A 12,604-nucleotide genomic window follows, 5' to 3' on the forward strand; every position below is an offset into this window, starting at 1 on the left:
AGGCAGCCACGGCTGCCTTTTTTGTTGCAAGCTCACTGTACGTCTATCTCTGTTGCGACTTGAAAATCAGTCTTTTCACACCATCAATAGAGAATCGCTGCACTGACGCAGAATTTTTACGGCACAATAACGCCGGATCAAATAAAAACAACTTTCTCCTTTCATGAAGCCAGTCCGCCTCCCCGCCTCCGCTACGCTTGCACTCCCGCGCGGGGCGTTGTTCGCACTGTGTTTGTTATACATCCTGCCCGGCCTGCTTGGTCGTGATCCGTGGAAACCGGACGACGCTGCCGGCTTCGGCATCATGTGGACGATGGCGCATGGCTCACTAGCCGATTGGCTGGCTCCCAATATCGCTGGTTTGCCGATGTTCGAAGAAGGCCCGCTGGCATTCTGGCTCGGTGCGATTTGCATCAAATTATTCGGCTGGCTATTAGGCGACCCGATGGCCGCACGCATTGCGCCGATCTGTTTCTTCCTGCTAGGCTCGCTCGCGGTGTGGTACACCACTTACCTGTTAGGCCGCCGTACTGAGGCACAACCGCACAAACTCGCATTCGGCGGACAACCTGAACCAAAAGACTTCGGCCGCACATTGGCCGATGGCGCATTGCTGATTTATCTGGGCTGCCTTGGTTTGCTGGTACACAGTCACGGCACGACCTCTGAAGCATTACAGGTGTCGCTGGTTGCCTGCGCCTTATACGCCACGACGCGTTTGTTTGAAAAAAACACCTTACGTCGCACCATCGTTTTAGGTCTTGCCCTAGCTGCATTGGCGCTGACGCGCGGTTGGGTTGTTCCGCTCGCATTGTGGCTAGGCATCATTAGCCTTGCATCCGTACGCGATCGCGCCCTGTTACCGCGCTTGATACTGATCGTGCTGCCATTAGCTGCGGCCATTACAGGTTCATGGATATGGGCCAATCAACTGGTGCAATCTGGCAGTAAAGCAACTGATGTATGGATGGCGTGGAATTATCGCCAGATCAGCGCACCATCATGGTCCACCGCACAATATTTCTTTAAGAACGCCGTCTGGTTTGCATGGCCGGCATGGCCCTTCGCCATCTGGGCCGTGTATGCATGGCGCAGACAACATGCAGCACTACACATTACGCTGCCACTGACCTTTTTTGCTGCGTTGTTGGTGCTCGCCTTCTTGAACTCTCATGCAGAAGAAGCCAGCCTGTTGCCGCTACTGCCTATGCTCGCGATTCTCGCCGCATTCGGTTTGCCAACAATGAAACGTGGTGCCATCAATGCAGTCGATTGGTTCTCGGTCATGATGTTGACCACGTGCGCCGCCTTCATCTGGCTGGGCTGGATCGCCAAACAAACCGGCTGGCCGGCACAACTGGCCAAGAACGCATTCAAGATCGCGCCTGGCTTCAAACCTGAGTTTGGCCTATTCGCCTTCCTCGTTGCCGCTGCCGCATCAGCAGCCTGGATCTGGATCGTGTACTGGCGCATCTCGCGTCGCCCTTCCGTTTTGTGGCGCGCAGTTGTACTGTCTTCAGGTGGGATTATCTTGTGCTGGCTGCTGCTCATGACGCTGTGGCTGCCATGGGGCAATTACATCAAGAGCTACGTCAGCGTTGCCAAACAAATCGAGATCGCATTACCAACCGTCAAACGTTGCGTCGCAACGAACGTCGGCCCTGCACAACGCGCATCGTTTGCCTACTTTGGCGAAGTCGAGTTTGCGCAAGCTGGCGAGAAAAATTGTGATTATTTGTTGCTACAAGATAGCTACCGCGGCAACGATGCAGCACAGTTCATCACACGCTCCAACCAGCAATGGCAATTGATCTGGCACGGCCGCCGCCCAGCTGATCGCGACGAACGCTTCCGTCTTTATCAACGTATCTACAATACGCAAACCGAACAGAAGCAATAACGATCCACGACCGCTCTCGCGCAAAGAGGATGCTGCTTTAGTAGTGATAAATGCAAAAAATATGCATTTATCTTCGATAAACAAGCACAATCAGTCTTGCTCAAATCGTCCAAATCGAGCATAATGCTCAGCTTGCGTTGCCGAGATGGCGGAATAGGTAGACGCACGGGACTCAAAATCCCGCGCCGCAAGGCGTGCCGGTTCGATTCCGGCTCTCGGCACCATAATAGACATGCGGTTCTCAAGAAATTGAGCGCCGCATTTTTATTTTCTACCCCAGAATTTTTTCCACAAAGACGATCTGGTTCCAGATTATCAACTTTACCCAGAGCGCTAGTATCGCCCGGCTCTATGCATCGGGTATCGCATTTCAATACCCGATTGCACTGATCAATTTAGCTTGATTTCGGGCATATACCACCCTGTGCAGACGTCAAACTGCGCGCAGCCTCACTGATTTGTGTTGCCAAGCTTGCGATGGCTTTTTGATGCCCTCGTACCAGACTGGAATAGTCGCCTGGTACAGGCTCACGCAAACGGCTGCTGCAATATAGTCGAGTAACGTTTTTGTCGCCCGTCATCGCCAAACTCCAATCGGCATTGATCACAGCATATTGCCCAGGCAAAGAATCGAAACGACGTACCTCAACCTTGATACGCAACACCGGTTTGTTAATTGGCGACGGCAAACCGGCGATGTCTTGCGTGCCTAGTTTCTGCGTCAGTTCCGCGGACAATGCTGTACGCAACTCATCAGCTAACGGCGCGACCCATCGCTCATTGTCGAGCTGTGTAATGCCACCGTTAGCTTGACGTACCAGCAGTTGCGGCTGATCCACTTGCACCGGTACACCTACTGATTGCAGATCGATCAAAAAAGGAACTGCCGGTGCCGAGCTTGTTTCTTGCAGTGGTGCGACCAAGGTGTAATAGCGCACTGGTGCCGAAGCGCACGCAGTCAATGCCAGACCGATGGCGACTATCAGGCCTCTATTGATGGAAGCTCTCATCGTGGTGACTCCTCTGTATATCCGTTTCGGTTTGCATCGGGAATGGCTGCAGGTATTGTCTCTGAAGGTCTGCCACGGATCAGTGCTTCCGGGTTGCGCCCCAACAAGTCAGTGAGCGTGCGCAATGAACGTGCCGAGCGCTGTACTTCCGTTAATGTCTTGCCCAAATTTTCTTGCAGCGGTCCATCTTCAGCCAGCGCGCTGTTCGCGGTATTGAATGTTTGCTGTGCTTCACGCAGGGTACCTTCAACTTGCGGCAACACACCGCCGTTGAGCTGCTTCAGCGTTTTATCCAAGGTAATCAGACTCTGATCCAGGTGCTGACTGATTTTATCGAATGGGACCTTGTCTATCTTGGCGACGATGCTGGCGATCTGTTCTTGCAGCTTGTCAAAATCACCCGCAACAGTAGGTATCTGTAGAGGCTTCGCATTGACGTCGAAATCCACCTTGGCTACGTTGGGTATGAAGTCGAGCGTAATGTACAACTGCCCGGTCAGCACATTGCCGGTGCGTGCTTGCGCGCGCAAACCATGCTCAACCATGCCGCGCATGATATTCGCAACTTGCTGCTCTTGATTGCCCTTTTGCATAGGGAATTTATCGCGGACCGATGCTAAACGATCCGGATAGACTTCCACATCCACAATCACGGGGAAAAGTTTTTTCACCGGGTTGTAGTCCAGATTAATCGCTGTCACACGTCCCATCGTCATACCGCGAAATTCGACGGGAGCATTCACAGCCAATCCACGCAAAGGCTGTTCAAAACGCATTTGCAAACGCAGAGCTGCACCATCCGGTGGTGCCATTGCTGTTTGCTGGTCTATCGCCAGAACAAAACGCGTTTTGTCATTAGCTGGAGTCGTGTTGTTGACAACAGCTGGCGTTTCAAAAGCAATACCACCTGCAATCACGGTTGCAAGTGACTGTGTTTTTAAATTCAAACCATTTGCACCCAGCGACACATCCAAACCACTCGCATTCCAAAAGCGCGTCTCTGTCATCACGAAGCGATCATAGGGTGCATCGACGAATACTTGCATGCCCACACCGCCACCGTTGTCGTCTAATTTGTAGGAAGCGATCCGTCCTACTTGAATGTGACGGAAATAAACCGGCGAACCGATATCCAACGATCCCAAACTATCGCTATGCAACGAGAAAGTTTTACCCAGTGTTCCGCTAATGACTGTAGGGGGAATTTCCAGGCCGATAAAACTTTTCTGAGTCTCAGTGTCCTTGCCTTTATCAACACCGATATACGCACCAGATAACAAGGTATCGATACCCGATACACCGCCAGCACCAACACGTGGTCGCACAACCCAAAAGCGTGTATCGGCACGTGCAAAATTCTCCGCACTTTTTTCCAGATTAATGACAACCAGAACCTGGGACTGGTCTTCATTCAAATTAATCGCAGCAACCGTACCGATCGCTACATCCTTGTATTTCACCAAAGTTTTTCCTGCCTCCAGACCTGCAGCACTTTGGAATTGAATCGTGATCTGTGGCCCGGTCGATAACCACGTGTGGACAATCATGGATAGCCCAATCAATGCAGCGACCAAAGGGACTAGCCAAACCAGAGGCACACGCCAGCGCGGTTTTCTAATTTGTGGATCGCGTAACGCAGGCGCTTCCGGCTTATTTTCTTGTTTGTCAGATGTGTTGTTCATGGTCACTTTCAGAATCCCAGATCAAGCGGGGGTCAAAACTCATTGCGGAAAGCATGGTAAAGATCACCGTCAATCCAAAAAAACAAATACCTATTCGTGCTTCTGTATGGCTCAAGGCGTTGAACTGCACCAAAGCAGTGACCAGGGCGACCACTACCACGTCGAGCATCGACCAGTAACCGATAAATTCAACCATACGATAAAGCCGAGCACGTCGTCGCTTGGCCCACTGGCTATGTCGGCCAGTTGTCACCAGCAAAAATCCGAGCACCAAAAATTTAGTACACGGCACCGCCACGCTGGCGATAAAAATAATCAAGGCAATATCCCAAGATCCCGAGTGCCAGAATTCCACAACACCGCTCATGATAGTACTGTCGCCACCGCTGCCCAGCATGCTGGTGTACATCACCGGCAAGATATTGGCCGGCACATAAAAAATAAGTCCCGCCAACAGAAATGCCCAGGCGCGTGTAATGCTATTTACTTTTCGTCGATGCAATGTCGTTCCGCAACGTGGGCAGGCGATGGACGCATCTTGCTTGTCCTCGCAGACCAAGCCGCAGCTGTGGCATCCAATCACACCCAGTTCGCGCGCGCGTGGAGGTACGCTCATGGAGTCTGCCTCGACGCCACATCCTGCGCCTGACTCGATATGTGTGCCGCAGCAGGATCTGTTTGATACTGCTCAACCAGCTCCCACAACCAATGTGTATTCCGACTGGCGATGATAATGATCAAGACATTCAAGGCTGCCAGTGCCCAGGTACCGATGCCCACAACGACATCCAAAAAATTGGAAAGCTTAATGACTGCCACCAGCACGCCGAGCATGCAAACTTCAACCATGCTCCATCCACGTAATTGATTGAGCGTTTTCATCAACAAGGAAAAACCTGGTGGATATTTCTCCAGACGCACGTATGCAAGAATCCAGAGTAACAAGGTAATCTGCAAGAAAGGCACCACGATGAATGTGAAGGCCGCAGGCACGGCAATCGGCGCGACCGCACCATGCGCCAACGCCGAGACTGCTTGCCAAAGCGTTGCTTCGTTATGCAAGCCCTTCAAACTGATTCGAATAACGGGATAGACATTGCTCAATACAAACATAATGGCAGCCGCCACCGTCAACGCCAACCATTGATCGATACTGAGTCGTGCAGCGCGATAAAGAACCGCGCCACAACGCTCACAATGCGCGATTTCGCCCCGCGCTAGCGGCCGTCGCCGGTACACGCTGTCGCAATGTTCGCAAACCACTTGATGAGGAAAAACTTCCATGAGTACGGCCTATGTTTACTGATAACTAGATTAACAACAAGACCGTCAATACAAAAATAGACAAAAAGCTAAATTATTCTACTTTAGTTCCAGACTACATGATTGAACTTGCCCAATGCAGCATAGGGCATAAGCAAGCACATGCGCATCAGGGTCGCACTGAAGCAACTCACATGGCTTGAGGCTTCTTAGGCATTTTGCTAGGAAGTCGTAGCTCGATCAGATGGCGGAGATGTTTACCCATATAAAGGCAAACCGCGTTGACTGAACTAGGGAAAGAAGAAATGTGGCACTGAGCAGCGTGGCTAGCGCTGTCAGTGCCTATCGTGGCCGGCATCTGGTAAAACTTCAGGAAGCAGAGAGACTACAAAGCAACCTGAAACCAGATGACAAACTCGATACCTTGCATCAAATCAAATGATCCAATAAATCAGGACCAAAGACTTCGCGATGTAGATTTTGTGGCGGAACACCGGATGCGATCAGATCCGCCCACTGCGCCTGCATGAAGGGCAATGGACCGCACATATACACTTTGGTATTGGCAAGATCCCACTGCGGCAACTTCTTCAATTGCATACGGCCGGGCAAGGAAGCATCGTTGCCTTGCTCGCTTGCACTCTCTTCATAAAACGTGACGTTGTGCAAATTCGGCATCAGCTCGATTGCCTTTGCAATATCGGCGCGATGTGGATGATGCTGTGCATTGCGTGCAGCATGCGCAAAAATAACGCGACGTTGCGGCGCGACGTAAGCGATACGATTCAATGCCGAAATCATCGGTGTAATACCCACACCAGCGGACAGCAATACTATCGGTCCCTCACCGTCGGTATCCGGCTTAAAATCGCCGAACGGCTTGCTGGTCGACAAAATACTGCCAACCACAACATTGTCATGCAGCCAGTTGGAAACCGTGCCGACCGGTGTCTCCGCACCAGCTGGTTCACGTTTGACCGAAATCCGCAGATGCCGATAGTCCGGCGCATCCGACAAGCTGTATTGGCGCAACTGACGCAAGCCGTTTGGCAAATGCACAGCCACACTCACGTATTGTCCAGGATGAAATGACGGCGCGTGCCCACCATCGGCAGGTTCTAGGGTAAACGATTTGACCTGATCGCTCTCCTGCTCTACTGCTGTTACCCGCATATCGAACAAAGCACCTGGCGTCACGCCTGCCGCTTTGTACAATCTGTTTTCTTCATCGATCAACGCTTGCGCCAAAATTCCATAGGCCTCGGCCCATGCAGCAATCAACGCTGGAGTAGCAGCATCGCCGAGCACCTGCTTGATCGCTTCCAGCAGATGCTGGCCAACTATCGGGTAATGCTCGGCCGTTACACCCAGCGATACATGCTTGTGCACGATGCGTGAAATCACTGGTGCCAATGCAGCCGGATTATCGATATTCGCAGCATACGCAAAGACGGCGGAAGCCAGCGATTGCTGTTGCGAACCGTTCGCCTGATTACCTGCATTAAAAATATTGTGTAATTGCGGATGCGATATGAACAGGTTCTTATAGAAAACCTGCGTAATGGCGAGGCCGTGTTCGCGCAAAACAGGAACACTCGCATCGATGTAGGGACGTGACTCAGCAGACAGCATGATTACTCCTATGTGGCATTTAAAATGCAACTTATAAGTTATAAAAAAAGACCTCGTTCAGGTCTATCCATTCGAATTCTTTCGCACTAGACAGTAGCCGCGCGATCCATCAAAAAATGTCTATGCATCATGACTATATGCTCGCCCGTGTTACCACTGACGATATCCGCCAAGGTGTACTCATCCATCGCACCGTAGAAAGCATCTACGCCTATCTTTAAAGCATTGCGCAAACGGCAATCACCAGAAAGTCGGCAACCTATACCTTCGCAATCAATCGCCTCTGTGTCACCTTCCAGCACGCGCAACACGCTACCAATATGCAAAGTATCCGCACTCACCGCGAGACTGATGCCGCCATTACGACCACGTACAGCATCTATCCAACCCATCTTCGCCAGCATTCCGACAACTTTGACCAGATGATTGTGCGGTACATCGAACTGCAATGCGACTTCTGCAACGGTAACCGATGGGCTGCGCGATTCCCGTGCCAAATACATCAGCACACGCAATCCAATATCCGAAAATCGGGTTAATTTCATCAGCTATCGCTCTCTAGTACGGGCCATTTTATTTAATGTGCATATTTAAAGCAACATATTTAATTTCTATGCCGCAGCGCAGCAGCAAAAACTGCACCAGCAAAAATAGTGAATGCTAGAATGCACCACACCATCTGTACTCAGGGAAACATCATGTTGCTAGGCTTTATCGGACTCTTCATTGTGTACGCGTTATCGCATTACTGGATCACCATCGAGAAACGCGATTTCTTCGCCACTGTATTGGTCATCGTATTGCCATTCGTCGGCGTCTACTACCTAGGTTGGATGGCCTTGCTGTACTGCGTGCTTGCCGCCTATCTGGGAACCAAAGCCGGCTTGAAAAAACTGCACCGCAGCCGTGCATTACGCGTCTCCTTTTACGACGACAAAGACGAGAAGCCACAACAATAAATATACTTGGGTGAGATGCGCATAACCGCCAGTCTCACCGCATATTTCTCCCCCCTGCCTCACAATCACACCAGCAAACTGTCTTTAATGCGCTAACCAACGCCAGCAAAGATAAGCCAGTACACCCCAAATCAAAACCACAAGCACAGCGCCCGCATAACTCTTGGGCTTCTTGGCATACTTGGTGATCCAATCATCGGCCTGCACTCTGCAATCAGCCAGCACATGCGGCGGCAACATACGCACTGCCAACCAAATCAATGCAGGCACCAGCAATACATCGTCGATATAACCGAGTATCGGAATAAAATCCGGGATCAGATCAATCGGACTAAGTGCATACACCACCGCCACCACACAAACCACTTTGGCCAAAAACGGTGTCTCCGGATGCTTGCGTGCAAACCATAGAACGATGACATCGCGCTTGATCCGTTTGGCCCATTTTCTTATCGTTGCAAGCATCGCTATCTCTATCGTTAGTAGAACAAATCCTAGCCAGCAGGAATGCTTATAATGATTCCCATCTTTTCATTTACCTGCAAACACATGTCCTGCGTGTATTTTGCACACTATTCCTGACATTCGGGAGAAAACCAAACAATGCCCGTCTCACTCGATCGCTTACTGGTAGTTGGTATCTCATCACGCGCACTCTTCGATCTGGAAGCGGAAGAAGCTATTTTTCGCACACAAGGTCTGGAAGCTTATCGCCAGCATCAGCTCGACAATGAAGCAGAGATTCTGAAACTGGGTGCCGGCTTCGCCTTGGTACGCGCCCTGCTCAAGCTCAATGCACTGACACCAAATCAACGCTTTGTCGAAGTCGTCATCATGTCGCGCAACTCTACCGAGACATCGATGCGCATCTTCAATTCGATCAAGCATTACGATCTCGATATCACACGCGCCGTATTATCCGGTGGCGCATCGCTCGCGCCTTATTTGCATGCCTTCAACGTCAGTCTGTTCTTGTCCTTGCATGAAGATGATGTACAAGCCGCCATCAATTCCGGCGTGGCCTCTGCCTTGCTGTACCAAAAACCGGCCAACGCATTTGAAGAACTTGACCAAATCCGTATTGCCTTCGATGGCGATGCCGTCATTTTCTCCGATGAGTCAGAACGGATTTATCAAACCCAGGGCATAGAAGCATTTGAAAATCACGAACGTGAAAATGCCTTGAAGCCCTTGCCGGAAGGTCCATTCGCACGCTTGCTGAAAGCACTGGCTTTCATCCAGAGCAGCTTCAAGAATTCAGGCGGCCGCACCGCACCTATACGCACAGCCCTCGTCACCGCGCGTTCATCGCCAGCACATGAACGCGTGATACGAACGCTACGCGCCTGGGACGTGACGATAGATGAAACCTTCTTCATGGGTGGTGTATCGAAATCAGATGTATTGGCCGCCTTCAAACCGCACATGTTCTTCGACGATCAACCCGGCCATTGCGACCGTGCCTCGCCCTTGGTGCAAACCGGCCGCGTGCCTTTACGCGCAGACGTCAAAGATCACTAGATCGCTGCACACATAAAAAAAGCCGCTCTGCATATTGCAAGAGCGGCTTTTTTATTAACTACAGAGATTAGCGTTCTGCTACTGCATCCGCGACACACAAAGCTGTCATGTTCACGATACGACGCACCGTTGCCGATGGCGTCAGGATGTGCACAGGCTTGTCGCAACCGAGCAAGATAGGACCGATGGCAACGCCGCTACCGACCGTATTCTTGAGCAAGTTATACGAAATATTGGCTGCATCGATATTCGGCAAGATCAACAGATTGGCATCACCCTTCAAATTACTATCAGGCATAGCTTTTTTCAGTTGCTCCGCATTGAGTGCGATATCGCCATGCATTTCGCCGTCGATTTCCAAATCAGGCGCACGCTCTCTGACCAATTGCAGAACCTTGCGCATTTTTTGCGCAGATTCGCTATCGCTGGAACCGAAGTTGGAATGCGACAACAGTGCAGCACGTGGTGCCAGACCAAAGCGACGCATTTCTTCCGCCGCCAAAATCGTGATCTCTGCCAATTCTTCAGCAGTTGGATTCTCATTGACGTGCGTATCGACCAGGAACAATTGACGATCCGACAGAATCAGACAATTCATCGCTGCGTAAACGTTCACGCCAGCACGTTTGCCTAATACCTGTTCCACATAATGCAAATGCAAATCGTTGGTACCGAAGGTACCGCAGATCATGCCGTCTGCATATTTCTTGTGGATAGCCATAGCACCGATCAGCGTATGACGGCGACGCATTTCCAGTTTTGCGTATTGCTCGGTCACACCTTTGCGGCGCGTCATTTCCAGATACGTCTGCCAGAAATCGCGATAGCGATCGTCATGCTCAGGATTGATGATGGTGAAATCAACATCCGGCTTGATACGCAAACCGAAACGTTCAATACGTTGCGCCAATACAGCCGGACGACCGATCAAAATCGGTTTAGCCAATTTTTCATCGACCACAACTTGTACTGCGCGCAAGACGCGCTCTTCTTCGGCTTCTGCATAAACGATACGTTTCAGATCCGGCGGTGTCGCTTTCGCGATCTGGAAGATCGGTTTCATGAAAGTACCGCTGCGATAGACAAACTGGCGCAAACGATCAGCATACGCTTCCATATCCTTGATCGGCCGCGAAGCGACGCCGCACTCTTCCGCAGCCTTGGCTACTGCCATCGCAATCTTGACAATCAGACGCGGATCAAACGGCATAGGAATGATGTAATCCGGACCGAAGCTCAGATTATTGATGCCATATGTCGTCGCGACGATGTCGGATTGTTCAGCTTGCGCCAGTTCGGCAATCGCATGCACTGCTGCAATTTCCATCTCACGTGTAATCGTGGTGGCGCCGCAATCCAGTGCACCGCGGAAGATGTAAGGGAAGCACAGAACGTTGTTCACCTGATTCGGGAAATCGGAACGACCTGTTGCGATCACAGCATCGTCGCGTACTGCGCGGATTTCATCTGGCAGGATTTCCGGTGTCGGATTAGCCAGCGCCAGAATGACAGGACGCTTCGCCATCGCAGCAACCATCGCTGGTTTCAACACACCACCAGCCGACAGGCCGAGGAAAATATCTGCATCGACAATGACATCGCCTAGCGTACGTGCATCAGTTTTCTGCGCAAACTTTTCTTTGTCCGGATCCATCAATTCGACGCGACCTTCATACACAACGCCAGCCAGATCGGTGACGAAAATGTTTTCGCGCGGGAAGCCCAGATCAACCATCAAATCCAGACAGGCAAGTGCAGCAGCACCAGCGCCGGAAACGACCAGCTTGGCCTTCTTGATATCTTTATTGACGACTTTCAAGCCGTTCAAGATTGCAGCCGAAACAATGATCGCGGTACCGTGTTGATCATCGTGGAAGACAGGAATCTTCATCCGATCACGCAAGGTGCGCTCGATGTAGAAGCACTCAGGCGCTTTGATATCTTCCAGATTGATACCGCCGAAAGTCGGTTCCAGCGATGCGATGATGTCGCACAGCTTGTCTGGATCGGTTTCGTTGATCTCGATATCGAAGACGTCGATACCGGCAAATTTCTTGAACAGGACGGCTTTGCCTTCCATCACCGGCTTGGCTGCCAACGGGCCGATATTACCCAGACCCAGCACTGCAGTACCGTTGGTAATGACGGCAACCAGATTGCCACGTGCTGTGTAGCGATATGAATCAGCCGGATTAGCGGCGATTTCTTCACATGCAACGGCAACGCCCGGCGTATACGCCAGAGCCAGGTCGCGCTGATTGGTTACTTGTTTGGTGGGAGTGACGCTGATTTTTCCGGGAGTTGGAAACTCGTGGTATTCCAGTGCAGCTTGTCGTAACTGAAGGCGAAGTTCTTCTTTTTTATCGGTGTTCGAATCCATGCTATGCAGCCATCCTTTTTATGCGTAGGAAACCGTCCATTTTAGCAGAGCCGCAATTTATAAATCGCGTTTTTCTACGTGTTTCTACGGATAAAAACAAGTGAAAAATATGTCAGAAGATAGCAATAAAATTGACGATATTTACAATAATTATCATCTTTTACGAGATATTCAATTTTATGAACGATAAGCAATAAGTACTCGATTTAAGACTGATAATAACGCCCCATGAATTGCTGCAAATTAAATGCAGATTA

At 50.8% G+C, this 12,604-nt stretch carries 12 protein-coding genes and 1 tRNA gene; 5 read left to right on the plus strand and 8 right to left on the minus strand.

Features of this window, described 5'->3' with window-relative positions; all coding sequences use genetic code 11:
• Positions 1-163: 163 nt before the first annotated feature.
• Together BQ6873_RS08425 and BQ6873_RS08430 are read left to right on the plus strand one after the other, a co-directional pair.
• Positions 164-1,900, plus strand: coding sequence for an ArnT family glycosyltransferase (locus BQ6873_RS08425; RefSeq protein WP_076592246.1), 1,737 nt, complete (start codon positions 164-166; stop codon positions 1,898-1,900).
• A 139-nt stretch (positions 1,901-2,039) separates the two neighbouring features.
• Positions 2,040-2,124, plus strand: a tRNA-Leu gene (locus BQ6873_RS08430).
• A 171-nt stretch (positions 2,125-2,295) separates the two neighbouring features.
• Here the strand turns inward: BQ6873_RS08430 and BQ6873_RS08435 are convergent.
• From BQ6873_RS08435 to BQ6873_RS08450, 4 genes are read right to left on the minus strand one after another with little or no spacing between them, the layout of a single operon-like run.
• Positions 2,296-2,910: a PqiC family protein gene (locus tag BQ6873_RS08435; RefSeq protein ID WP_076592247.1), complete on the minus strand. Its 615-nt coding sequence runs from the start codon at positions 2,908-2,910 to the stop codon at positions 2,296-2,298.
• Positions 2,907-4,592, minus strand: coding sequence for a PqiB family protein (locus BQ6873_RS08440; RefSeq protein ID WP_076592248.1), 1,686 nt, complete (start codon positions 4,590-4,592; stop codon positions 2,907-2,909). The genes BQ6873_RS08435 and BQ6873_RS08440 overlap by 4 nt, the downstream gene beginning before the upstream one ends.
• Positions 4,576-5,208 carry a paraquat-inducible protein A gene (locus BQ6873_RS08445; RefSeq protein WP_076592249.1) on the minus strand — a complete coding sequence of 211 codons (633 nt, stop codon included), beginning with the start codon at positions 5,206-5,208 and terminating at the stop codon, positions 4,576-4,578. Before BQ6873_RS08445 ends, BQ6873_RS08440 begins: the two co-directional genes overlap by 17 nt.
• Positions 5,205-5,876, minus strand: coding sequence for a paraquat-inducible protein A (locus tag BQ6873_RS08450; protein ID WP_076592250.1), 672 nt, complete (start codon positions 5,874-5,876; stop codon positions 5,205-5,207). The genes BQ6873_RS08445 and BQ6873_RS08450 overlap by 4 nt, the downstream gene beginning before the upstream one ends.
• 286 nt (positions 5,877-6,162) lie before the next feature.
• Here BQ6873_RS08450 and BQ6873_RS18345 point away from each other — a divergent pair, with 286 nt between their 5' ends.
• Positions 6,163-6,297: a hypothetical protein gene (locus BQ6873_RS18345; RefSeq protein WP_269457239.1), complete on the plus strand. Its 135-nt coding sequence runs from the start codon at positions 6,163-6,165 to the stop codon at positions 6,295-6,297.
• Here the strand turns inward: BQ6873_RS18345 and hmpA are convergent.
• Both hmpA and BQ6873_RS08460 read right to left on the minus strand, forming a co-directional pair.
• Positions 6,285-7,487 (minus strand): NO-inducible flavohemoprotein, encoded by a 1,203-nt coding sequence (gene hmpA / locus BQ6873_RS08455; protein ID WP_076592251.1) that lies wholly within the window; start codon positions 7,485-7,487, stop codon positions 6,285-6,287. The two genes, BQ6873_RS18345 and hmpA, sit on opposite strands and share 13 nt — an antisense overlap.
• 86 nt (positions 7,488-7,573) lie before the next feature.
• The gene (locus BQ6873_RS08460) at positions 7,574-8,032 is read right to left on the minus strand and encodes an RrF2 family transcriptional regulator (protein ID WP_076592252.1); all 459 of its coding nucleotides are present in this window, start codon (positions 8,030-8,032) and stop codon (positions 7,574-7,576) included.
• Between the two features lie 153 nt (positions 8,033-8,185).
• On the opposite strand from BQ6873_RS08460, the gene BQ6873_RS08465 reads away from it, so the two are divergent.
• Entirely contained in the window at positions 8,186-8,446 is a 261-nt protein-coding gene (locus tag BQ6873_RS08465; RefSeq protein ID WP_076592253.1) for a hypothetical protein, read from the plus strand.
• 84 nt (positions 8,447-8,530) lie between these two features.
• On the opposite strand, the gene BQ6873_RS08470 is transcribed toward BQ6873_RS08465, so the two are convergent.
• Positions 8,531-8,911: a YkvA family protein gene (locus tag BQ6873_RS08470; RefSeq protein ID WP_157889145.1), complete on the minus strand. Its 381-nt coding sequence runs from the start codon at positions 8,909-8,911 to the stop codon at positions 8,531-8,533.
• 138 nt (positions 8,912-9,049) lie between these two features.
• On the opposite strand from BQ6873_RS08470, the gene BQ6873_RS08475 reads away from it, so the two are divergent.
• The gene (locus BQ6873_RS08475) at positions 9,050-9,967 is read left to right on the plus strand and encodes a 5'-nucleotidase (RefSeq protein WP_076592255.1); all 918 of its coding nucleotides are present in this window, start codon (positions 9,050-9,052) and stop codon (positions 9,965-9,967) included.
• Positions 9,968-10,034: 67 nt separating this feature from the next.
• Here the strand turns inward: BQ6873_RS08475 and BQ6873_RS08480 are convergent, their stop codons facing one another.
• Positions 10,035-12,347: an NADP-dependent malic enzyme gene (locus BQ6873_RS08480; protein WP_076592256.1), complete on the minus strand. Its 2,313-nt coding sequence runs from the start codon at positions 12,345-12,347 to the stop codon at positions 10,035-10,037.
• Positions 12,348-12,604: the final 257 nt, after the last annotated feature.

Origin of the sequence: Herminiimonas arsenitoxidans, from assembly GCF_900130075.1 — a bacterium.
In the GTDB taxonomy this organism is placed as follows: Bacteria; Pseudomonadota; Gammaproteobacteria; order Burkholderiales; family Burkholderiaceae_D; genus Oxalicibacterium; species Oxalicibacterium arsenitoxidans.

Excerpts from the sequence above, each read along its gene's own strand:
- BQ6873_RS08425 (WP_076592246.1), top strand. The coding sequence starts at position 164 with ATGAAGCCAGTCCGCCTCCCCGCCTCCGCTACGCTTGCACTCCCGCGC.
- BQ6873_RS08435 (WP_076592247.1), bottom strand. The coding sequence starts at position 2,910 with ATGAGAGCTTCCATCAATAGAGGCCTGATAGTCGCCATCGGTCTGGCA.
- BQ6873_RS08440 (WP_076592248.1), bottom strand. The coding sequence starts at position 4,592 with ATGAACAACACATCTGACAAACAAGAAAATAAGCCGGAAGCGCCTGCG.
- BQ6873_RS08445 (WP_076592249.1), bottom strand. The coding sequence starts at position 5,208 with ATGAGCGTACCTCCACGCGCGCGCGAACTGGGTGTGATTGGATGCCAC.
- BQ6873_RS08450 (WP_076592250.1), bottom strand. The coding sequence starts at position 5,876 with ATGGAAGTTTTTCCTCATCAAGTGGTTTGCGAACATTGCGACAGCGTG.
- hmpA (WP_076592251.1), bottom strand. The coding sequence starts at position 7,487 with ATGCTGTCTGCTGAGTCACGTCCCTACATCGATGCGAGTGTTCCTGTT.
- BQ6873_RS08460 (WP_076592252.1), bottom strand. The coding sequence starts at position 8,032 with ATGAAATTAACCCGATTTTCGGATATTGGATTGCGTGTGCTGATGTAT.
- BQ6873_RS08465 (WP_076592253.1), top strand. The coding sequence starts at position 8,186 with ATGTTGCTAGGCTTTATCGGACTCTTCATTGTGTACGCGTTATCGCAT.
- BQ6873_RS08470 (WP_157889145.1), bottom strand. The coding sequence starts at position 8,911 with ATGCTTGCAACGATAAGAAAATGGGCCAAACGGATCAAGCGCGATGTC.
- BQ6873_RS08475 (WP_076592255.1), top strand. The coding sequence starts at position 9,050 with ATGCCCGTCTCACTCGATCGCTTACTGGTAGTTGGTATCTCATCACGC.
- BQ6873_RS08480 (WP_076592256.1), bottom strand. The coding sequence starts at position 12,347 with ATGGATTCGAACACCGATAAAAAAGAAGAACTTCGCCTTCAGTTACGA.